Source organism: Enterococcus sp. S183_ASV_20 (assembly GCF_018919685.1).
GTDB classification, from domain to species: Bacteria; Bacillota; Bacilli; order Lactobacillales; family Enterococcaceae; genus Enterococcus; species Enterococcus faecalis.
In genome coordinates this window covers 46,194-69,376 of the sequence record NZ_JAHLRI010000007.1, presented here as the reverse complement: position 1 = coordinate 69,376, position 23,183 = coordinate 46,194, and the positions used below count along the sequence as shown (strand labels likewise).

Here is a 23,183-nt window from a genome sequence, read left to right as displayed (position 1 = left end):
ACTCGTGGAACAAAAAAATAACTAAAACAGGATCAATCAAACACATCTTCACCTTTATCAAAAAAGCTCAAAATGTTAGTTTTGACAACTAACATTTTGAGCTTTTTGTTTTTTCTTAACGAATGATTTCGACTTTTTTGTCTGTCTTAACTGTAACACGGCCGTTTTTAATAACATATAACCGTTCTGGAATATCAATAATCGCATGTTCAACCACTTTTGTGTCTAATAAGACTAAATCTGCTTTATTCCCAACTGCGACACCGTATCCTTCTAGTCCCATCGCACGAGCAGGACTTGTTGTTACCATTGGTAGCACTGTTTTTAAGTCATCCGCTCCACCTAGGTGCCCAACAGGAATGGCTAACATCGCTGTTTGAACAATATCCCCTGTGCCATATGGTGTAAAAGCATTGCGAATATTATTTGTAGCAATACAGACATTCACGCCACCATCGCGTAATTTACGGATTGGCGTAACCGCACGTCGAACATTGTACTGATCACCACGAGCCCCTAAATGTAAATCCGTTGCTGGTAAAGCCATCACGCTAATATTTGCTTCCGCCATTTTTGCAATAATAGGCGCCAATTCTGCTTCAGGTAAGGCATGCAATGCCGTTAAGTGGCCCACTGAAACACGGCCTTGGTAGCCTTCAGCGATGGTTTTTTCACATAAATATTCAATACTCATATCATCAGCTTCATCGGCAAAATCTTGGTGTAAATCTACATCTTTATCATATTTTTTAGCAATTTCAAACACTAAATCAATATGTTCTTTCGCTGGTGCATCATTATAAGGAATACCGCCGACAACGTCTGCGCCCATATCCATTGCTTCATACATCATTTGTTCTGTTCCAGGGGCTTTAAAAATTCCTTCTTGCGGAAATGCAACTACTTGCATGTCAATTAACTCTTTGTATTCTTCTTTCAAACGCATAATTGTTTTGAAGCCAGTAAAACCTTGCGCTGGGTCAAATTCTGCATGCGTTCTTAACGCCGTGGTTCCATGAACGATTAACATTTCTAAGGCACGTTTAGCACGGTCGTAAATGTCTTCTTCGGTAAATGTTGGTTTTAATTCTGCGGTTACTTCAATCGCTTCTTTCAACGTACCTGATTTATTTGGTTTACGATCAGCGATTAATGCCTTGTCCAAATGTAAATGGCTTTCTACAAAACCTGGGATTAAAACACGACCATCTGCTTCGATGACTTCTTTGGCATCGCCAGTAATAACTGGGGCGATTTCAATGATTTTTCCTTCTTTAATAGCTACATCTTGTAATGCTTCACCGTCTTGAAGACGAACTTGTTTAATTAATAAATCCATGTTTTCCACTCCCTAAATTGTTTTTTATCCAAAGATTAAACCGATAACTAATAATAGTACAGAGGCAATACTTAACCATTTCACGTTTCCTTTAACAACATCCAAAATTGGAATTTGGAAGCCTGAAGATAAAGCTTGCATAGTAATATTAACGAAACTCATTTGACTACCTAAACCAACACCCATTGCTACAAAACCTAATGCTAACGGCGGGAAGTTCAACGATACAGCAACTGGTAGCACTAAAGTTAAAACAGAACCTACGTAGGCCCCAGCTGGAATCCCAATTAAAATCCCTGTTAAAATGGCAACTGGCACGACAATAAAGGCTGGTGCATTTTCAGCAACACCTGCGATGACAGCAAACGTTCCTGTTTCCGCAATAACATTAATAAAGGCTAAGAAAATCCCTACTTGGAATAAACGAGTCAAAATATATGTAGACCCATCTACCATCGCTTCGACAGATTTGTTCATTGAGAAATCTGTACATAAGAAAATTAAAACTAATGTTAAAATCATGTATACAAGTGGCGTAAAGAAGGCAAAACCAATTAAATCATTCACAATTGGTCCAAAAATTACAGCAAACAATAAGAAAATGGCTGGCAAGGTAATTTTAAATAATTCACCATTGCTCTTTTTATCAAATTCATCATCTGCCGACTCTTTAAAGCCAACATTTCTATGTTTCGTTCCCCAAAAGGCTAACACAATCGCTAATGCTACGAAAAATAACCAGTAAGGTCGCATGGTTGAAACATATGAACCGACACTGATATCGCCTAATTTTGAAACAATACTTGATTCTAATGAAGCGGGTGATGTTGTAAATGATACCGCAGCAGCTAAAGACATTGCTGCAATTAATTCAGGAACAACGCCAACTGCAGCAAAGGCCAATGGCGCAATAACCATCGCACTTCCGCCACCAATTCCTGACATATATGTGGCTGCGGCTAATAAGATAACAATAAAAGCTGAAACATACTCGACTTTTCCTTTTGTGCCTCGTTTGGCTAAAGTTAATGCAGCTGAATAACTACCTGCTTTAAAGACCGCCATCGCAACAGCTGAATTAATGATGGGAACGGTAATTCCTAACATCATCGGGATAGCTTCCAACATCTGTTTATTCGCTTCTTCTAGTCCAATGCCACCAATCAGCATCGCTAAGACGCCACCAATTAAACCAGCGATAATCATATCGACTTTCATAAACAATAGAACCAAAACAACAATCAATGGAATAATCACAACTAATGCCATGATTCCTGTCGGGGCAACTACATCCCCAATCTCATCAGCAAAGGCCGCAACTGGCACAAAAATACTAACTAAGAATGCAAAAATAAGTGCTACTTTTGACGATTTTTTCATTTTACTTTCCTCCAATAGAAAGAAGGCGAGAGCAACGCAGTAGCGAATACTCTCTGCGCTCCTCATTATTTGGCAAAGGCACCTTGCCCGCCATATTTATCGTAATGTACAATCTCACTAACTAAATAATCATAAATACTTTGTGGAATTTCAATGCCTTCTGACATGGCTTTTTGATAGTTTAGCTGACCAATTTCTCCTGGATAGTAAACTTGTTGAAACCCTTCTGCTGTAGGCACACTATGAAGTTCTTCCACCATTTGATTAATATTTTCTTTAAATCGTTCAGAATCTGTAAAGCGGCTTGGATCAATGACTAAAAACATCTGACCCAGATTCCGTTTCTCCGTTAAATCCGCATACATGGAGCTGACATGTTTGCCAAAAGGTAAGCCTAACAACGAACCAGCTAAGACATCGACCATCATCATTAGTCCATATCCTTTTGGTCCTGAAATCGGCAATAAACCTCGTACTTCATAAGGATCAGTCGTTGGCTGGCCTTTTTCGTCTACTGCCCATGTGTCGGGAATTTCAACATCTCTTGAACGTGCATCTAAAATTTTCCCCCAAGCCTGTACTGTCGTAGCCATATCAAACACGACTGGTTCATGACCTGCTCTAGGTGCTGCAAAAGCGATTGGATTTGTCCCAAAATAATTGCTTGTACCACCAAACGGTACCACCATTGGATCAGATTGACACATCGAAAGAGCAACCATGCCTTGTTCCGCTGCTTTTTTAACATAATACGATAACGTCCCGCTATGACTCGTTTGAGAAACGCCAACATATGCTAACCCTGATTCTTTGGCTAGTTCAACTGCAGCAGCTAATGCTTCGTTACAAACAAATTGACCCACGCCATTATCGCCATGAAAAATGGCAGTGGACGGTCCAGTTTTTTCAAATGATAATTCGGGGTCAATCGTGATCCCGCCTTTTGCAATCCGTTCCGCATAATAATCCATACGAACCGCACCATGTGAATGAATACCGCTAGCATCTGCAAAAGTTAAATGTCGAGCAACTTCTTCGGCATGTTCAGAATGTAAACCAGCAGCTTCTAATTTTTGTTTCATCAGCTTTTCTAATTTCTCCGGTGTAACGACAACCATTTCTTCCATTGCGCTTGCTCCTTTATCATTAATCTTAAAAAAGGGAAAGAAAACAAGTGATTTTCTTCTTCGTCCTTGCATTTCCTCCCCTTTTTTCACTACTTATTGCTACTGTTAAAGACAGTATCGTCAATTTCATCCACTGATTTTGCAACTAGGATAGCAGAGTAAACATCTGAATTGACATTTAAAATTGTTCGTAACATGCCAACAAACCATTCGACGCCTGCAAAAATTGCAATACTCTCAATGGGTAAACCCATTTGCGGAACAATCACTGCCAGTGAGACTAAGCCCGCACCGGGAACAACTGCGTTTGCTAGTGAGACAAACGTTGCTGTAATTGCTAAGTAAATCATTTTCGTAATATCAAACTCTAGCTGATACATCTGAGCGATAGTCATTACAGTAAAAGCCATATGCATCGCTGAACCGTTACTGTTTAACGACATGCCTAACGGCAACACTAAGTTAGTAATTCGCTTACTTAAACCTAATTTCGTTTCTGTTTCTTCCAAAGCTACTGGTAAAGTAATTGCTGAAGAAGTTGTCGCCAAGGCCATCACAGACATATTTTTCATGTTTGTAATTAAACGTAGTGGACTTACTTTACAGTACAATGTGATAACCAAAATCCAGATGCCCAAAAATAAAATAGTTCCTAATCCATAGACCAATAGATACTTCACTAACGGTAAAATAATTTGAAGGCCTAAGTGACTAATTGTTGAAGCAATTAAAGCAAAAATCCCCAGAGGTGCTAGATACATGACGTATCGAATGACTGTAATGATAACTTCATTAAAGTCCACAATTATTTGGAAGAGTTGTGTCTCTGGATGGCTTTGTAAGTATTTATTCAGTGCTAAACCAAAAAATAATGCAAAGACAATAATTTGAATAATCGATCCTTGAGTCAGTGAATCAAAAATATTTTTCGGAACGAAATTTAAAATCGTATCAGTGATTGAGATTTCTTGCGCTTTAATAGAAGCATCTTGGAAGCCAGTCATTTTAACACCGTATCCTGGATTAAAAATGACTGCCATTAGGACGCCCCATAAAGCGGCAGCTAAGGAGGAAATCCCGAAAACAGCGATTGTTCTACCCCCAAGGCTCGTTAATTCTTTTGGATTAATACTGCCAACTGCTTGGACAATTTGCCCTAAGATCAAGATAGGAATAGCCATTTGCATCAGTCGCAAAAAGACATCTCCAACTATTTTCAAGTAATTGCCGCTAGCAGGAATCAAGAGTCCTACGAGGATTCCTACGACAACAGCAATTGCAATTTGGGTGATCATGGACGGTTTTTTCATGGTAAACTACCCCTTTTGACTGATCACAGTTCCTGCTTCTTTATCGATGTTTTCTAAGTTTTCGATAGAAGTAATGATTGCTTTCCGTTTGTCATCACCTTTTACGAAGTCTAAGGCAGCTTCGATTTTTGGTAGCATACTACCAGCAGCAAAGTGACCTTCTTTAATGTATTCTTCTGCTTCGGCTACACTGATTTGTTCTAATGCTTTTTGATCTGGTTGATTGTAATTAATGTAGATGTTATCAACGCCTGTCAAAATAATCAAACGGTCTGCATCAACGTTTTCAGCTAAAACACGTGCAGAGAAATCTTTGTCGTTAACCGCTTCCACGCCTACGTATTGTCCGTCTTCTGCTACGACCGGAATGCCCCCGCCACCAGAACAGATAGTTAAAACGTCCGCCTCTACTAAAGCACGAACCGCCTCTTTTTCAACAATTTCTTTAGGCATTGGTGATGGAACAACTTTTCGGTAGCCACGGCCAGCATCTTCCACATACGTAGAGCCATCTTTGGCTGCTTCCGCGTCAGCTTCTTCTTTTGTATAGAATGGACCAATTGGTTTGGATGGTTTTTTAAACGAAGGATCTTCTTTGTCCACACGCACTTGCGTAACTACAGAGATAACTGGTTTAGCAATGTTACGTTTTTCAAACTCATTAGTTAAAGCATTTTGTAACCAGTAACCGATGCTTCCTTGTGTCATCGCAACACAAGTATCCAATTTCAACGCTGGATTTTTTTCACTTTCGCCTGCTTTTTGTTGTAAAAGCAAATTCCCTACTTGTGGTCCGTTTCCGTGACAGACAATGACTTGTTCCCCTTTAGCAACAAATTCTGCAATATATTTGGCCGCGTGATTAACGACGGCTTTTTGGCCTTCATCTGTTGGATCCGTATCTAAAATAGCATTCCCACCTAGGGCAATTACGTTTAAACTCATTGATTGATTCGCTCCTTTTTAGTAAAGCAAAGACAAAATCTTTTCAGTATCGACGGATAAGAAATAATTTGTTTACGAAATGAAAGATTTTGTCTTGCTCATTTTGATTGTTTCAGTCATTATCGAAGGGATAATTAACCTAATTTCGGTTTACTCTCATCTTTAGCTAAGAAAGCAAAAGCTAGTAAACCAATAACTAATAGTACACAAGAAAGATAGAAGCCAACTTGCATTGAGCCTGCTGTATCTGCTAAATATCCTGTGACATACGGTGCTAGGATTGACCCTGACATCCCGATAAAATTATAGGCACTTAACGTTGTTCCTAAGGCCGCTTTTGGTGCATGTTTGGTAACAAAAGTCACCATAATTGGATCTAACGCTAATTTCCCTGTTAACCCATAAAGAATTAAAACAGAAATTAACAATGTCCGATTTGTTACAAAAGCAATCGCAAAGACAGATAGGATTGCTAAAGGTACTAATGTAAAGACTAATTTTTTCGTCGCACCTGTTTTATCATTCAAACGAGCGAAGATTAAGGCGCCTGGAATAGAGGCCCATGGTACAAGTGATGAAATGAAACCAACGCTCGCTCCTGTAAAGCCACGTTCAGCAATTAAAAATTGTGGCAACCAAGTAATAATGACAAAGTTTGCATAAATACTTGTGAAACATAAAATAAATGCGGCTAATAAATTACGATTTGAGAAAATTTCTTTTAATGAGATCTTTTCTTGCGGTCCTTCTTCAGCAGCTGCTCGTGCAGCTTCTTCACCAGGACGAATCACTTTTTCTTTCAAAATTGTATAGAAAAGAATTCCTACGATAAACGTTGGAATCGCCATGATAAAGAATGGTTTGCTCCAATGTTCACCATTTTCTAAAACCAACTTACTTGAAAGTAAGTACCCACCTGATGTACCGAAGGCCATCCCACTATTGATGATGGCATTACCGATGGTCCGTTTACTTGCTGGAATCGCTTCTGTCGATAGCGCATATTGCGGGCCATAGTAAGCTCCTTGACCAATACCAGCAATTGCACGAATGACTAAAAACATAACAAAGGTTGTCGCTAATCCACTAAAATAAGTAGAAATAGCAAGAACGATAAACCCAACAGCAATGACTAATTTCCGCCCAATTTTATCGCCAATCATCCCAAAAGGAATCTGTGCAACAGCATAGGTTATAAAGAAGATACTATTGGCTAAACCAAGTTGTGTGTTACTTAGACCAAATTGTTCTCCAATGACCCCCATCACTGGATTAAAAATAGTTCGTGTTGCGTACATTAAAATCCAGCCTACGAAGAAAATGGCTACGACTTTAATCCAGTAACTATTGCTCACTTGCACTGCTTGATTTTTTTTACTATTCTCCATGTCTTCTCCTCACTTCTCATCTAACTCTACAGATTGTAAAGCTAGTAACATTCCAAATGACATATCTTTACCAGAGGAATGTCCGATTTGTATAATTCTGTCAATATTTTCGTCAACTCTATTATCCCGATGGTTCTCCAAATCCAAGAGTAACTGATACAACAATGAATTTACATATCCTTTAGCCGAGCTTGCAATATAGCCTTTACTAACATCTGTTGTGGATAAATTTGCTGCCGAAAGAGTAGCGGCTAACGCCGCAGCTCTTTCATCAGCAAGTATGAACAGAATTGTTTGATACGCTACTAAAATGTCATCACCACTCGGGGTTAACCCTTTGCCCCGACCAATCAGATAATTCGTTACTTCTTGCCATTCCGATAGTGTCCAAACTTTTTGTTTTTGGCTCATTTTTTTGAAAATATGCTTTGCTCGTTCGTCTAAAGGCAGGCCAATTCTACGTTCTAAGTTTCTCGCTAATAAGCGGTCTCGCAACAAGCGTAATTGGTCTTTTTCTAACTTGAAATGAGTAATGTTTAAAGAAACGACCTCGGCAGGTGTGAGTTGGATCGTTTTCACGCCGACTGTACTGTAAAAGGTCAACTGATTTTCTGTGATTTTGACTTTATTACCTTGTTGTACATACGGAAAGATTTCTTGAAACAATTGATCTGGCAAAAACATACCAAAGCTTGATAAATAATTATGGAAGTTTGCAACATTGATTAATTGATCCTGGACTTTCAGATTAAATGAACGTTCAAAAACACTGTGAATGGTTCCCATCTTGCCATATTGGTGGATAGGAAAAATGTAGTCACTAATGACTAGTTGGTTATTCAACCGTAATGCCTAGTTTCTCAGCATACGCTTCTAGGGCTTTTTCAAAACAGCCTAGAGGTGCTCTAACTGTCCCTGCACCAATTTGACCAACACCGGCATTTTTGTGTGCAATCCCTGTATTGATGATTGGTGTAATTCCTAATTCCACCACTTTACGGATATCAATTCCTAAACAAGTTCCTTGGAAATCCCAAGTTGGAATTGAGAATGTTGGGTTGTGTCCTTCACAGATTTTTGCCATTTCATTTGAGGTTGCTAACGCATCTTCAAAGCCACCTGCACCAACAAACCGTGTTACGCCAGGTGCAGCTACCATAGCCATTGCTCCAACGCCTACTGTTTCAGTAATTGCACTATCCCCGACATCAGGATTTCCGTCTTCTTCGCTGAAACCAGTGAAGTAAAGACCTTTTGGTGTATTTACTGGTGCGGTATGCCATTGATCGCCTGTTTCTGCAATCCGGACCCCAAAGTTCACGCCGTTACGAGTCATCGTTGTGACAATCGTTCCGTTGGTATCTTTACGGGCACCATCAACAATTGCTTTTCCAGTTGCCATCATGACATTTAAGAAAAATTGATCTGTGTCAGCTAAGAATTTGATTACTTCGTATTTTTGATCTTCTGGAATATCTGTTTTGATAATTAATGGAGACAATTCTTTTAAGAAGTTCAAAGATGCGGCAATATTTCTTTGGTGGAACTCGTCGCCCATTGTAATAGAGCGCGCAATCAATACGTTTAAGTTCAAGCCTTCTTCAGAAAGTTTCAAGGCTTTCGCAATCGTTGGTCCTAAAACATCTTTAATCCAATCTAAACGATCAACCACTTCTTGTGAATAAGCACCAAAACGCAATACTTTACCGATACCTTCATTCAAGATACAGTATGCTTCGTTACCTTCTAAGCGATTTTCTACAACAAAGACTGGCATATTACCAGAAGTAATACCGCCCATTGGTCCAACTGCTTTTACATGGTGACAAGGAATGAAACGTACTTCGCCAGCTTCAAAAATCTTCAAAGCATCTTCTTCATTGTCTGCCCAACGTTCGAATAATGCAGCTCCGATACAAGCACCTTTCATTGGTCCAGTCATTTCAGACCATTGGATTGGTGGTCCAGCATGAAGTAATGTTTTTTGTGCATCATCATTTAATTCTGGAATCACTGATTTCGCAGGTACCACATCTACTAAGAATGGTTGTGCATTTTTAATTTTGTCTGTTACTTTGTGATTTTCAGCTTCGATTTGTTCACTGTAATCTTCCAAAGCATCCAAAATTTTAATCATTTTTTTATTGCCGTTAGCACGTGGACGCCAGTTAAATTGAACAGTTTCGCCACCGTAATCAACGATTGATTCTGTAAAGCTTTGCAACCCAACGTTAATAATTCTTGGTTTGGTTGTTAATAGTTCCATTACTTTTTCGCCTGGTTTTGGTACATCGACAGTTGGTCCGTTGTAAGCAACCACTTCTTTATCGTCTTCTGAAATTTCGATTCCTTTTAGCAATAGAGCTAATTGAACAGCTTTAGCATTGCTTTCTGCAACTAAAACGCCGCCTTCTTTCAAACGATCAACCGATGATTGGTAATTTTGCGGATCTTTCGTCGTCCCACAAACAGTTGCAACAAAGTAAAGATCACGTCCGGCTTCTTTGGCTGTGGCACGCGCTTCTTCAATTGCTGGTAATAATGCACCAACCATGTCTTCATGAGCACCGTAGCCTAACACCACATCGAATAAGATAATCCCAGTTTTTTCATCTTGTGCGTATTCACGAATTTTTTCGATACGAACATCTGGGTCAATCATTGGGTGCGGACGACCTTGTGTATACATATCATCACCTAAGTCAATGACTTCATAACCGTGAGATTTCAAGACATAACCTTCTGCTTTCACTAAACCGCCAAGATCTAAAGCTTCAGAAATTAACATACCTGCTTCAGAAGCTAATGTACCACCTGAATATAAGCCTTTTACAACTTTATCTTCTGGTAATGTTGGTACAGCTGGTTTTGCTAATGCTTCAAAGTAATTTTTCTTCACGGCCACATCATTTGCTAAATCAACAGCAATTTTAGCTGTTTCTTCTAATGTATGAGCTAGATAAACTTTGCCTTCGTGACTTGTTGGTTTTTCTCCTAAGAAAATCGCAACTACTGGTTTTGAAATACTTTGTAATAATTCAACCACTTCATCACGAACTTCTTTTGCAGGTGGTTTAGAAATAACTGTAATCACATCGGTTGGTTCGTGATTTTCTAAGGCCACAATAGCATCTTTCACTGTGATAGCGCCTACTTTGTCGCTTAGGTCACGACCACCAGTACCAATGGCGTGAACAACTCCGCCACCTAAGCGGTCAATAATCGTTGTAACTTCTTGAATCCCTGTTCCTGAAGCACCAACAACGCCAATGTTTCCTGGAGAAACAACATTTGTAAAGGCGATTGGAATACTTGAGATACTACCAGTTCCACAGTCAGGGCCCATCATTAGTAAGCCTTTTTCATGCGCTAATTTTTTCAAACGTACTTCATCTTCAATTGACACATTATCCGTGAAAGAGAACACGTGTAAATCATTTTTTAAGGCACGTTCCATTTCTGGCGCACCATATTCACCAGGAATACTGAATAGCGCTACATTCGCCTCTGGTAAAAGATCAAACGCTTCTGACCAAGAAGTCGCTGCTTGTGCTTCTTCACTAGTTCCCTTTGCTGATAAATCATCTAAGAATTCATCAATCGCTGGCATAACTTCTTCCATGATGTTTTCTTTTTCACTGTCAACCACAATCATCATGTCGTTTGCAGATGCACTATTGGCCTCATCCGTTAACAAGTTTGTGTTGTTAAGGATGTCTTTGTTGGCATCTGTTCCCATCATGATTTGACTCATGGTTACACCATCTAATGCATTGATTTTATTGGTCAATAACATTAAGTTGATGGAGTCTTGGTAATTGTTTTTCAAAATTACTGTGTGTAACATTGTTCATCCTCCTATCTATTCCTTACAATGCTATTGTATCGAAACGAGAAAGTGTTTTCATCGGACATAATTCTAAAAAAATGGTATAATTTTTATCCATAAGAGGAAAAAAGGAGAAAATGATGAAATTAAGAGAGTTATTATCGATAGGTGACTTAAAAAAAGGTAAAATTTTGACGAAAGAGATTGGTTTAGACAATGAAGTTGACTCGGCAATGGTCTTAGAAGCGATTGACATTGAGAACTGGAGTAGAAAGAATCAGTTAATTTTGACTTCTTTCTACGCATTGCATGATCTACCCGAAAAAGAGTTGGAAAATTTTTTCGTAAAGATGCGCCGAATTGGCATCAGCGGCTTAATTTTGAAAACAGATCGATTCATTAAAATGATTCCAGAGTGGTTTATCGAATTATGTTTCAATTATGAAATTCCTTTAATTAAAATCACACAAGACATTAGCTATGAAAAAATTCTGTTTACGATTTACGAGCCTTTGTTGAATTATCAGTCGCATGTCTTACGTACGTATTACGATGTGCGCCAACGTTTCACCAAATTAGAGCGCCACTACCCAACGGTTGAGACGATTATGCAAGAATTTTATGACATCATTAAATTACCCTTCGCTTTAAAAATGTTGGATAAACATCTGGAAATTAGCGATGGTGACTTACCCCATGATGCGATTGTGCTCTCAAGAGAAAAACTAAAAAACAGTGAATTCACTAAAAACGATTACTCTCTTTTAACACTTTACTCTCATGCCAACCCCAAAAAACAGTTGGCACTAGAAGTTTCTATTTTCAATAGTTATTCCACTAATTGTTTACTTCTGGTTTATTTACAAGATGAAAAGGTTAAAGAAACGGATTTAGTGATTATCGAAAATGCGATTGATGTCTTACAAGAAAAATTCAATACCGAAAATTTGTTAAAAAAAGAACGGTATACTCGTTTGAACAACTTAGCGGATGCTATTTTACAAAATACACCGCAAAATCCTGACGAGCTAAACAGTTTGCTTCGTGAAGTGCAAATGCAAGAGCTAGATTCTTACCAAGCGATTGCTTTTTCTACCAAAGACACCAATACACAACTCATGAAAGAACGAATTATTGCCTTACTTCGTACCCTGCGTGTGAAATCCATCTTCTTTGATCAGCTAAATTATTCGGCTGTCCTTTTTAACTTCAATGAAAGTGATGGAAAAATTACAAAGCTGCAATTAAGTCGTTTATTAGCTGAACTTTTAGAAGAAAACGACACGCTTACCGTCGCCGTCAGCAGTTTAAAATCACGAGAAGGGATTAAAGAGCTACTGATTGAATGTCTGGACATTCTGCGCTTTAATGAAACTTTTTATAACGGACCAATTGTCACCTTAGCCGATATTGGGGTATTTAAAAATTTTATCCGCGAAGACCAATTGGAAAATTTAGACGAATTAATTCCTCGCGCACTTTATCAATTAGCCGAAAATAACTACGATTTATTTGAAACTTTGTACAGTTTTTTCCAAAATAATCGCAATTATAAACAGACCTCTGAAGCGATGTTCCTTCATTCAAAAACGATTCGTTATCGTTTAAACAAAGTGGAACAACTTCTTGATATTGACTTAGCCAATCCCTTGCAATTGTTAAATTATGAAATTGCCACATACATTATAAAGATGAGGAGACGTGCACTTGAAAAACAATCAAACACTCGCTAATGGCGCAACAGTTACTATCTATCCCACTACGACTGAATCAACGAACTATGTCGTCTATTTACACGGTGGCGGGATGATTTATGGAACCAAAAGTGATTTACCAGAAGAACTGAAGGAGCTGTTTACAAGCAATGGCTATACCGTTTTAGCGCTGGACTATTTGTTGGCTCCAAATACAAAAATCGATCACATCTTAGGGACGCTAACAGAAACCTTCCAATTGCTAAACGAAGAGATTATTCAAAACCAGCCCTTTGGTTTGTGCGGGCGTTCCGCTGGTGGTTATTTAATGTTACAGTTAACCAAACAATTACAAACATTAAATTTGACGCCACAATTTTTAGTCAATTTTTACGGCTATACAGATTTAGAATTTATTAAAGAGCCACGGAAATTATTAAAGCAAGCCATTTCCGCTAAAGAAATAGCTGCTATCGACCAAACGAAGCCTGTTTGGGATGATCCTTTTCTTTCTCGCTATCTGCTGTATCATTACAGTATTCAGCAAGCGCTATTGCCGCACTTTTACGGATTACCAGAAAATGGGGACTGGTCTGCTTACGCACTGTCAGACGAAACATTAAAAACTTTTCCACCTTGTTTCAGTACAGCTAGCAGCTCAGACGAAGAAGTGCCGTTCCGCTATAGCAAAAAAATCGGACGGACCATTCCTGAGAGTACCTTTAAAGCGGTTTACTATTTAGAACATGATTTTTTAAAACAAACCAAAGATCCTTCGGTCATCACTTTATTTGAGCAATTGGATAGCTGGCTGAAGGAACGATAAGCATAACAAAAAAAGAAGCGAGAAATCTCGCTTCTTTTTGTTATTTTTGATAAAGTGTGGTTCCTTTTACCACACTGATTTCCACCGGTGTCTGACGAGCGACAAAAGCCGCCGCACATTCTGCTTCAGTGAGTAAGTAAGTTGCTTCAGCACCAACTTGCGGCCAATTTGCTTGCCCTTGTTCGTCTAAAGTTGTGACACCATCTGTCACTAAGCCTAATAATTGTGTTAAAGCATCTTGATCTTTCACATTAAAAAGTTCACCTAAACGAGCCAATTTTTCTTGTAATGAACCATCACCATAGGGAGACCAGCAATCGTAGATATTGTCACAACCAAGATGAACATTGACTCCATGACGTAACAATTCCATAATTGGCGGAATCGTGTTAGGTGTGATTGGCACGCTGGAATTAATATGAATTTTTTCTGCTGCTAAAGCATCATAAACTTCGGCACGTTCTTCACCAATGAAATCATTTAACCCGAAGGCATGGCTGATAAATACTTTGTCTTGTAGGCCATATTCTTTCGTTAAACGGATAATTTCTTTAATCGTTGTTGTCCCAGCTTCGTGACGGTCATGTAAATGAATATCCACACCGACACCATGTTTATCTGCTAAGCGGAATGTTTCAGCCAATGATTTTTTGTAATCACCATCTAGTGAATAAGGATCCACGCCACCAATAAAATCGGCGCCTTTTGCCAATGCTTGATCAACTAATTCAACGGAATCTGAACGCAGTAAGCCGTGCTGTGGAAAGACGACAATTTCTACCGCAAATGGTTTCGTTTGGGCCAATGCTTGGACTTCATCAAAATAACGTAAGTCTGTCATCGGTTCCACGTCGACATGTGTTCTGAAGGCTGTCGCGCCATATGATAATTCTAAGTCAATTAAATGGTTGGCGCGTTCTGTTAAAGAAAGTTCTAAACTATCTAAATAAGGGATTTCTGCTTCGACACGTTCCACAATTGACTTCGCTGGCGTCACTGGATACCACGGAACGCCTAGTTTACTTTTATCAAAGTGACAATGTTTTTCAATCAAACCTGGTAAAATTAATTGATGGTGCCCATCAATAATTGTCAACCCAGGTTCTTCTACCAATTCTTCATTGGGGATGATTTTTGTAAATACTCCATCTGTTACTTCAATTGCCACTTCTTTGGTTACTGTCCCAGATAACCAGTCACCTTCTTTTTGATACCCTGTTTCAATTCGAACATTTTTTAACCAATAATTCATGCTTTCCTTCACTCCTACCTGTATTTATTCCTTCCCGAAAGGACACAATACTTAGTTGTACTGTGCTAAAATTTTACTAATTTCCGTATAACCTTTTTGATTGGCATAGTCCATTGCTGTTCGACCAGAATTGTCTTTAATGGATTGATCCGCACCATTTTCCATTAACAATTTTACAATATCTTGGTAAAGTTGGTTCCCTTCACGTAACCCCACTGCCTCAATCAATGCGGTATAGCCAAAGTCATTTTGGAAATCTATGTCTTCTCGTCCATCTTCTAACGAGAGCTTCACATTGTCAATATGTCCTTTTTCAGCTGCCGGAATTAACGCATTGCCACCGTAACGGTTATGCTTATTTAAATCTGGGGTCGCATGTTTTAACATATACGCTAAAATTTCCGTACGTCCTTGCGCTCCCGCATAAAGATAGGGACTATCACTAATGCTATTTTGCAGATTAATATCGGCACCCCGATCAATCAACGCTTTTGCAATCTCAATGTCATTATTGTGAACAGCGATATTGAGCGGTGTGTTGCCTTCTGTGTCGACTTCATCCACTTGATAAGTAGTATCTTGTAAAATTTCCTTGACCTTCTTCGTATCTCGTTGATTGGCTGCTTCTAAAAGCGCACCCACTTCATAGGTCTTCATCGGTTCTTTCACTTCCTCTTTTGATGTTGTTTGAGCCACCGAACGGGTTGTACTGGTGCTTTCAGTTTTTGCACTACTTTGAGTAGTCACCGTTTGACTATTTTTTGACGCTGCGGAGGGTGTTTCTCCTCCTTGACACGCAGCAAGTAATGGAATGGTCACGACACTTAATAGCCCCATTAAAATTTTTTTGTTCATTGTGCTCAACTTCCTTTCCTCGAGAGAAATATGAGATTTTTCTCCAGTGATTCTAATCTAACGAATCTTTTTTTATTTGTCGATTAGAACGCTTTCTCTGTTTTTCTATTTTAAAAAGAGAGAAACCAAAAGAAGTCGAAACTTTTTTGGTTTCCATTCGTATGTTTTGTTCTTAAAAGGTAAATTCAGGATTAAAAGTTCCTTGGTATGGTTCATGTTCCACATAGACTTGGATATCGTTTCCTTCGTTATCTTTACCCATTCGTGTGTACGTAAAACGATTATCATTCAATTCTGTTAATTCTAAGACAGCACCATAGCGATTGGTTCCAATCGAAACATGGGCACGGAATTTATTTTGATTTCCTACTTTAAAGTAGCCATAGTCGCCACGAGTTTCACCAGTTTGTAAATTGAAAAATTCATATTTGCTGCTATCTTGGTCAAATTTCGCTAAGCTGATAAAGTTTTGGTTGGCCGAAGTTACGTCATTGCCATCTTTATCCACTACTTTTGTGCCATTCCAAAGAAGTTGCGGTGTCCCATCAAAGGAAGTTTTACCAATAATTTCATCCCCTTGTCGATTTACATCAATCTGGCCTGTTTGTTCTGTCATGGCACGGCGTCCATTCGTGAATTCTAGTGTTCTGGGACGATTATTTGGGTATGGCTGCGGACGACCATAAACTGGTCCTGAGGTTGCTTTGTTTTCTACGAAAACTTCAATATCATTTCCTGCTTTGTCTTTCCCTGTTTGGCTATACGTAAAGGTATCTTGGTACAAGGTTTTCAGACGATAAACGCCTTGATAATTTTTCGTTTCCGAGATAAGTACCAGACGAGAAACATCTGTAATACCAGCAGTCATAAAGAAGGTTCCTTCATCTCCTGTTGATTCTCCAGTCTCTTTATCAAAAAATTCATAGAAACTAGTGGTTGCATCAAACTTAATTGCATGTAATAAATCCTGATTTTCAGCGGTTAAGTCGGTCCCATTTTTATCATAGACACGTTGACCTGCCCAATCTTTTTCCGATAACATTTCATCTTGCCGAATACCAACTGAACGTAAATACTCAGGTAAATCCCCTAAATTATTGGGATTGTCTACGCTTTGAGGAACGTATGCTTCTGCCGTCAAAGCCCCTCCTGCTCCACCAACTAATAACGCACTTAAAGCCAACAACGTAATTGTACCAACGATTTTTTTCTTCATAAACGACTACTCCCTTTCCTTTTGATAATTTAAGGATAGCAAGTAGTTATTAACTCCACCTGTCCATAATATGAACAAATTATTAAATAATAATAATTATAATTATCTTAATAATAATATTTAATTATAACTAATAACAATTTATTTATAGAAGAAGAGAAAACAAAAGAACGTTGGGGGACGTTCTTTTGTTAAATAAGAGAGAAGACAAGAGACTTTTAGAAAGTAAAGGCTGGATGATATGTGCCTTGGTAAGGTTCATGTTCCACGAACACTTGAATATCATTACCAGCATTATCTTTACCCATTCGAGTATACGTAAATCGATCATTGTTTAGTTCCGTTAATTCTAGCGCCGCGCCGTAACGATTCGTACCAATAGATACATGGGCCCGAATCTTGTTATTGTCCACCACTTGGAAGTACCCAAAGTCGCCGCGGGTTTCACCTGTTTGTAAATTGAAAAATTCATATTTACTTGTGTTTGGATCAAATTTCGCTAAACTAATGAAATTTTGATTGGCCGCTGTCACATCATTACCGTTTTTATCTACGACTTTTGTGCCATTCCACAAGGTTGTTCCTAAAATTTTATCCCCTGATTTATTTGTCACAATTTTGCCAGTTTGATTGGTTAATGCTTCACGTCCATTTGTAAAAGCTAATTTTTTCCCGTGATAAGGGATGTGTTCCACGTAAACTTCAACATCATTCCCCAGTTTATCTTTCCCTAAACGCTTGTAAGTAAATTTGTCTTTACTCACTTCGGTTAAATCCACTACGGCTTGATAATTTTGTGTCCGCGAAATTAAAATTCGTTTTGTGCCATCACCCGTCACAAAAAATGTTCCTTCGTCACCACGGGTTTCCCCAGTGTTTTTGTCAAAAAACTCGTAAAAACCGGTTTCACCATCATATTTTGCTAACCCAATAAAATTAGCATTTTCTGCCGTTAAATCATTACCAGCAGCATCATAAACACGGGTTCCTTGCCAGTCCGTACCAGATAAAATCTTAGTCGCCTTGTCGCCTTTTGTTTGGCCATTGTTTTGATGTTTGCCTAAATTTGCTGTAGCACTATTTGGATTGGCTGCATGACCTGCAAATGCTGGACTTGCATAACCTGCTATAAGTAACGTACTTAATGTTACTAAAGTAATCGAACTTAATACTTTCTTTTTCATAAAGCATCGCTCCTTTTCTTTGATAAACCTATCTTAACAAACGATTCTAAACTACCACTGTCAGAAAAATGAACAATTTATAAACGATTAAAAACAACTATAAACTATTTTTTTGTTAAAAATGAAGCGGTCAAAAGAATCCTTTACTTCCTTTTGACCGCTTCATCCACTCGTGATTGACTAATTAGAACGTGAAGTCTGGCGTAAAGTCTCCTTCATATGGTTCATGTTCTACAAAGACTTTAATTTCTTTGCCATTGTTGTCTTTACCCATTCGTGTATACGTAAAACGTTTATCATTTAATTCTGTTAATTCTAACGCAGCTCCATATTTATTGTCACCAATTGAAACGTGGGCCCGGATTTTGTTATTATCAATTACTTGGAAGTAACCAAAATCTCCACGGGTTTTACCCGTTTCTAAATCAAAGAATTCATATTTACTTGTTTTATTATCAAATTTCGCTAAACTAATAAACATTTTATTTGCTTCAGTAACATCGTTACCGTCTTCATCTAAAACTTTCGTGCCATTCCATAATGTAGCCCCTAAAATGTCATCCCCAGGTTCACTGGTAACAATCTTGCCAGTTTCTGTTTCTAAATCTTTACGGCCATTCGTAAAGGTTAATTTCTCGTCAGAATAAGGGATATGTTCTACAAAGACTTCTACATCTTTCCCGTCTTTATCTTTACCCATTCGCTTATAGGTAAATTTATCTTTCGTCACTTCCGTTAAATCGACCACCGCTTGATAGTTTTGTGTATCCGAAATTAAGATACGCTTTTCGCCATCGTCTGTCACAAAGAATGTGCCTTCATCGCCACGGGTTTCACCTGTTTCTTTGTCGAAAAATTCATAAAAACCTGTTTCACCATCATATTTTGCTAAACCAATAAAATTAGCATTTTCTGCTGTTAAATCATTATTATTTTTGTCGTAAACTTTTGTGCCTTGCCAATCAGTACTGGATAAAATTTCTGTTAATTCTTGTCCTTTTGATTGCTCTTTAGCTGGTTCTGCTGAACTAGAGACTGCAGTGCTTGAGCTAGCTGCACTTGATTTATCTGTTGCAGAGTTGGCTCCGCCAGCACAGCCTGCAATCAACAACGTACTAAAGGTTAATAAGGTAATCGTACTAAAAACTTTTTTCTTTTTCATAGTTGGTAATCCCCTTTTTTCTTTTTGATATACCTAGAATAGCAAAGCCTTATAAACTCCTACTTGCCGAAAAATGAACAAATTATAAACAAATGAAAAAAAGTTAATAACAATACTAGCTTTTTTTTGTTCACTTGTAATACACTATAAGTAAGAAATAGATTAAAACCACTAGGAGGGACGCTTTTGACCATTAAACGCCGCTTTTTTATTTCTTATATTAGTGCCATCATTATTACTTTAGCCTCTGTTTTAGCTGTTTTATCCTTAGCTTCTTACATCACATTAGGAACTGTCCCCAGTTTGCCCCAAGCTTACCGAATGATGAATAAGCAACGACCATTGACCGCTAACGAAGAAGAAAGTTATTTGGCCTTAGATCAATTGTTAAAAAAGTCACCGAAATTACTAGATACACCTTTGAGTAAAGAATTAAAGGAAACGATTCAAACAATTGAAGCAAAAGGATTAAGTGTGATTATTCGAAAGAATGCACGGTTTCCTTATTATTCGGATAATTTAGTAGAAAAATCTTTGTCTGTACATATTCCAAACTACGAAATGAATAATATTATGCCAACTGGCACACTGGATAATGCAGGGCGTCTATATCATTATGTCAAATCCGATTTTCATTATTTAGATGGTTCTAACGGGAGCTTTATTGTCTTGAAACGCGAAAGCAGCCTTTTTGAATTCTTCACACGCTGGATTATCTGGATGATTTTGTTAATTATCCTTGTAGCAATTGCGGCAGCTTGGCTCATTAATAAGCGCTTAACCAAAACCACTATCGAGCCATTAGAAGCATTAGAAAAAGCGACTAAAACATTGGGTAAGGATGCCCAAAAAGAAAATCCATTTACACCAACTAGCCACCAAACCGTCTCAACAGAAGTCAAACAGCTCCAACTTAGTTTTGAACAAATGTGGCAAGATTTAGAAGAAGCCAATGCGGAACGCGAAAAATATGAAGCTAATCGGAAAGAATTAATTGCAAATATTTCTCATGACTTAAAAACACCAATTACTTCTATCATTGGTTACGTTGAAGGTTTGATGGATGGCGTTGCCAATACTGAAGAAAAAAAACAGCGCTATTTAACGGTCATTCATGAAAAAAGTTTAGGCCTCAATGATTTAATTGAAGAATTATTTTTGTATTCTAAATTAGACCTAGATCGTGCTGTCTTTACAATGGAAAAGACCAATTTCACTCGTTTTATTGCACATATTCTTGAAGAATACCGTTTGGAACAAGAACTCGTGATTACTTCTGTCCTTCCCACCGAAGCCTTATACGTTCAAATGGACCCCACGCAGATGAATCGCGTGATTACCAATCTAATTCAAAATAGCATTAAATTTGCGGATCCCACTAAAGAACAACTAGCCTTTACGATTTCTTTAACGCATAATCAAACAGACTTAGTTTTAACCATTACAGATAACGGTATTGGTATCGATAAAAAAGAATTACCTTATTTATTCGAACGCTTCTATCGTGTAGACAAATCTCGAACCCCAACAGTTAAAGGAAGCGGCTTGGGATTAAGTATTGTCAAACAAATTATTGACTATCATCAGGGAACAATCACTGTCACAAGTAAAAAAGGAGACGGCACCAACGTGATAATTACGTTGCCGTTGTTGGAGGATGAAAAATGAAACCACATGTATTAATTATTGAAGATGATCCAAGCATTGCTGATTTGCAAAAAGATTATTTAGAAATTAATGATATGACTGTCACAATCGAACATGATGGAAAAAAAGGATTGGAAGCAGCTTTAAATGAGCCCTTTGATTTAATTATTTTAGATGTGATGCTGCCAACTATGGATGGTTTTGAAATCTGTCGTGCAATTCGGAAAAAAAAGCAAACGCCGATCATGATTGTTTCGGCTAAAAAAGAAGATATTGATAAAATTCGTGGGCTTGGCTTAGGTGCTGATGATTATATAATCAAGCCGTTTAGCCCCAATGAATTAGTCGCTCGAGCAAAAGCCCATATGAACCGTTATCAATTGTTAAGCAAAGCAGAACAACCACCACAATTACTAAAAATCAATGAAATCGCTGTCGACACTGCCGCCCATAAAGTGTTTGTTTTAGAAAATGAAGTTATTTTTACAAGCAAAGAATACAAATTATTGGTTTTCTTGATGGAACATCCTAACCGTGTGTGGAATAAAGAAGAACTTTTTGAAAGTGTCTGGGGGTTTGATGCCTTAGATACTGAGGTTTCGACTGTCGTTGTTCACATTAAACGGATTCGGGAAAAATTAAAAAAAGCCAATCTCTCTGATTCTCCAATTGAAACACTCTGGGGAAGTGGCTACCGCTTCAATCGATAAAGAGAGCAAAAATAAGTCGGAGCCTATTTCTAGGCTCCGACTTATTTTTTTATTAATTTACACGAGAAAATTTTTGATAAAGTTGGTTGAAAACAATCATAAACTGTTCAATTTCTGCCATTGTATTGCTTTCATCTAAACTAATGCGCACAGCGGAGGTCGCCAATTCCCCAGGCACATGCATGGCATACAAGGTGCTGCTAGCCATTTTTTTTCGGCTAGAACAAGCACTCGTGGTCGAAATATAAATCTGTTTTTCTTCCAATGCATGGACCAGCACTTCGCCACGAATCCCTTTCAAAGCAAAACATAAAATGTGTGGCGCAAAATGTTCATTATCTTGTGAAAAAACAGTCACATTTTGAAATTCTTCTAGCGCCTTTAATAAATAACTCCGTAACGTCGCCACATGTTGCGGCCGTTGTTGTTCGTTCTCTAAATGCAAGCGTAACGCTTTGGCCATTGCCACAATTGCTGGTACGTTTTCTGTCCCACTGCGTTGGTTGTTTTCTTGCCCGCCTCCTGTTAAAAGCGGCGCTAAACGCTTTCCTTGTTTCCAATACATAAAACCAATGCCTCGTGGTCCATGAAATTTATGTGCAGAAAACGTTGCAAAATCCACCCGATCCGTTAACCACTCTGAGTAATTAACTTTCCCAATTGCTTGAACCGCGTCTACATGAAAATGAATTTTAGGAAACTCCGCTAAAACCTCGCTGATTTCTTTAATTGGTTGAATCGTTCCCACTTCATTGTTGACTGCCATAACAGAAACCAAAATCGTTTCTTTTCTAATTAATTTCTGTAGTTCCTCGACTTTTACACGACCTTCTTTATCCACTGGCGCATAAGAAAGTTCAAAACCTAGTTCGACTAATTGTTCCGCTGTTTCTGTAACTGCTGGATGTTCCACTGCAGAAATAATAATATGATTACCAAATTCTCGTTTTTCGATTGCCGTTCCTTTTAAAACCCAGTTATCTCCTTCAGTTCCGCCACTTGTAAAATAGATTTCATTTGCTGAAACATTGATTAGCTCCGCAATCTGCTTCCGTGCTTGTTGTAAGAGCCGATTCGCTTGGCTGCCTAAGTCATGTAGGCTAGACGGATTGCCAATAATCCGCTGACTGGTTTTTACATATGTATCTAAAGCCTGGGGGTAAATCGGTGTAGTTGCACTATTATCAAAATAAATCATTTGTCACCCTTCTTTTTTAAAATTCTTTCCCATTATATACTTTCTAAAGTATCACTTCAAGTCACCACCACGCCATAAAAAACAGAGGCTTGTCTGTCGACAAACCTCTGTTTAGTGATTG

The 23,183-nt window shown here is 38.3% G+C and carries 18 protein-coding genes; 4 read left to right on the top strand and 14 right to left on the bottom strand.

Annotation, left to right across the window (positions count from 1 at the left end; translation table 11 throughout):
* Positions 1-115 precede the first annotated feature (115 nt).
* From KQI94_RS04350 to fdrA, 8 genes are all read right to left on the bottom strand, one after another.
* On the bottom strand, positions 116-1,339 hold the full coding sequence (locus tag KQI94_RS04350) for an amidohydrolase family protein (RefSeq protein WP_002389547.1): 1,224 nt from the start codon (positions 1,337-1,339) through the stop codon (positions 116-118).
* Positions 1,340-1,363: 24 nt separating this feature from the next.
* Entirely contained in the window at positions 1,364-2,719 is a 1,356-nt protein-coding gene (locus tag KQI94_RS04345) for a hypothetical protein (RefSeq protein WP_010707871.1), read from the bottom strand.
* Between the two features lie 65 nt (positions 2,720-2,784).
* On the bottom strand, positions 2,785-3,846 hold the full coding sequence (gene allD / locus KQI94_RS04340) for an ureidoglycolate dehydrogenase (protein WP_024041698.1): 1,062 nt from the start codon (positions 3,844-3,846) through the stop codon (positions 2,785-2,787).
* An 89-nt stretch (positions 3,847-3,935) separates the two neighbouring features.
* Complete coding sequence (locus tag KQI94_RS04335; protein ID WP_002367863.1) at positions 3,936-5,156, bottom strand: dicarboxylate/amino acid:cation symporter; 1,221 nt, start codon at positions 5,154-5,156, stop codon at positions 3,936-3,938.
* 6 nt (positions 5,157-5,162) lie between these two features.
* Positions 5,163-6,101, bottom strand: a complete 939-nt coding sequence (gene arcC / locus KQI94_RS04330; protein ID WP_002355252.1) for a carbamate kinase — start codon at positions 6,099-6,101, stop codon at positions 5,163-5,165.
* Positions 6,102-6,235: 134 nt separating this feature from the next.
* Positions 6,236-7,489 carry an MFS transporter gene (locus KQI94_RS04325; protein WP_216454322.1) on the bottom strand — a complete coding sequence of 418 codons (1,254 nt, stop codon included), beginning with the start codon at positions 7,487-7,489 and terminating at the stop codon, positions 6,236-6,238.
* Between the two features lie 9 nt (positions 7,490-7,498).
* Positions 7,499-8,332: a DUF2877 domain-containing protein gene (locus tag KQI94_RS04320; RefSeq protein WP_002355250.1), complete on the bottom strand. Its 834-nt coding sequence runs from the start codon at positions 8,330-8,332 to the stop codon at positions 7,499-7,501.
* Positions 8,325-11,336 (bottom strand): DUF1116 domain-containing protein, encoded by a 3,012-nt coding sequence (gene fdrA, locus KQI94_RS04315; RefSeq protein WP_216454321.1) that lies wholly within the window; start codon positions 11,334-11,336, stop codon positions 8,325-8,327. The genes KQI94_RS04320 and fdrA overlap by 8 nt, the downstream gene beginning before the upstream one ends.
* A gap of 122 nt (positions 11,337-11,458) precedes the next feature.
* Here fdrA and KQI94_RS04310 point away from each other — a divergent pair, with 122 nt between their 5' ends.
* The gene (locus tag KQI94_RS04310; RefSeq protein WP_002355248.1) at positions 11,459-13,051 is read left to right on the top strand and encodes a PucR family transcriptional regulator; all 1,593 of its coding nucleotides are present in this window, start codon (positions 11,459-11,461) and stop codon (positions 13,049-13,051) included.
* Positions 13,026-13,838 carry an alpha/beta hydrolase gene (locus KQI94_RS04305; RefSeq protein ID WP_002389834.1) on the top strand — a complete coding sequence of 271 codons (813 nt, stop codon included), beginning with the start codon at positions 13,026-13,028 and terminating at the stop codon, positions 13,836-13,838. Before KQI94_RS04310 ends, KQI94_RS04305 begins: the two co-directional genes overlap by 26 nt.
* Before the next feature lie 40 nt (positions 13,839-13,878).
* Here KQI94_RS04305 and KQI94_RS04300 read toward each other — a convergent pair whose 3' ends face one another.
* From KQI94_RS04300 to KQI94_RS04280, 5 genes are all read right to left on the bottom strand, one after another.
* Positions 13,879-15,090, bottom strand: a complete 1,212-nt coding sequence (locus KQI94_RS04300; RefSeq protein WP_002389835.1) for an amidohydrolase family protein — start codon at positions 15,088-15,090, stop codon at positions 13,879-13,881.
* Positions 15,091-15,141: 51 nt separating this feature from the next.
* A complete protein-coding gene (locus KQI94_RS04295) occupies positions 15,142-15,945 on the bottom strand; it encodes an ankyrin repeat domain-containing protein (protein ID WP_002389836.1) in 804 nt (267 codons plus the stop codon).
* Between the two features lie 172 nt (positions 15,946-16,117).
* The gene (locus tag KQI94_RS04290; protein ID WP_002389837.1) at positions 16,118-17,161 is read right to left on the bottom strand and encodes a DUF4822 domain-containing protein; all 1,044 of its coding nucleotides are present in this window, start codon (positions 17,159-17,161) and stop codon (positions 16,118-16,120) included.
* Between the two features lie 218 nt (positions 17,162-17,379).
* Positions 17,380-18,345 (bottom strand): DUF4822 domain-containing protein, encoded by a 966-nt coding sequence (locus KQI94_RS04285; protein ID WP_002367856.1) that lies wholly within the window; start codon positions 18,343-18,345, stop codon positions 17,380-17,382.
* A 184-nt stretch (positions 18,346-18,529) separates the two neighbouring features.
* Positions 18,530-19,507, bottom strand: a complete 978-nt coding sequence (locus tag KQI94_RS04280) for a DUF4822 domain-containing protein (protein WP_002367855.1) — start codon at positions 19,505-19,507, stop codon at positions 18,530-18,532.
* Between the two features lie 324 nt (positions 19,508-19,831).
* Between KQI94_RS04280 and KQI94_RS04275 the strand changes: the two genes are divergently transcribed.
* Positions 19,832-21,175, top strand: a complete 1,344-nt coding sequence (locus KQI94_RS04275) for a HAMP domain-containing sensor histidine kinase (protein ID WP_002385380.1) — start codon at positions 19,832-19,834, stop codon at positions 21,173-21,175.
* A complete protein-coding gene (locus tag KQI94_RS04270; protein WP_002355236.1) occupies positions 21,172-21,864 on the top strand; it encodes a response regulator transcription factor in 693 nt (230 codons plus the stop codon). The genes KQI94_RS04275 and KQI94_RS04270 overlap by 4 nt, the downstream gene beginning before the upstream one ends.
* Before the next feature lie 52 nt (positions 21,865-21,916).
* Here KQI94_RS04270 and KQI94_RS04265 read toward each other — a convergent pair whose 3' ends face one another.
* Positions 21,917-23,062, bottom strand: a complete 1,146-nt coding sequence (locus KQI94_RS04265; RefSeq protein WP_002358363.1) for a cysteine desulfurase family protein — start codon at positions 23,060-23,062, stop codon at positions 21,917-21,919.
* Between the last annotated feature and the right edge of the window lie 121 nt (positions 23,063-23,183).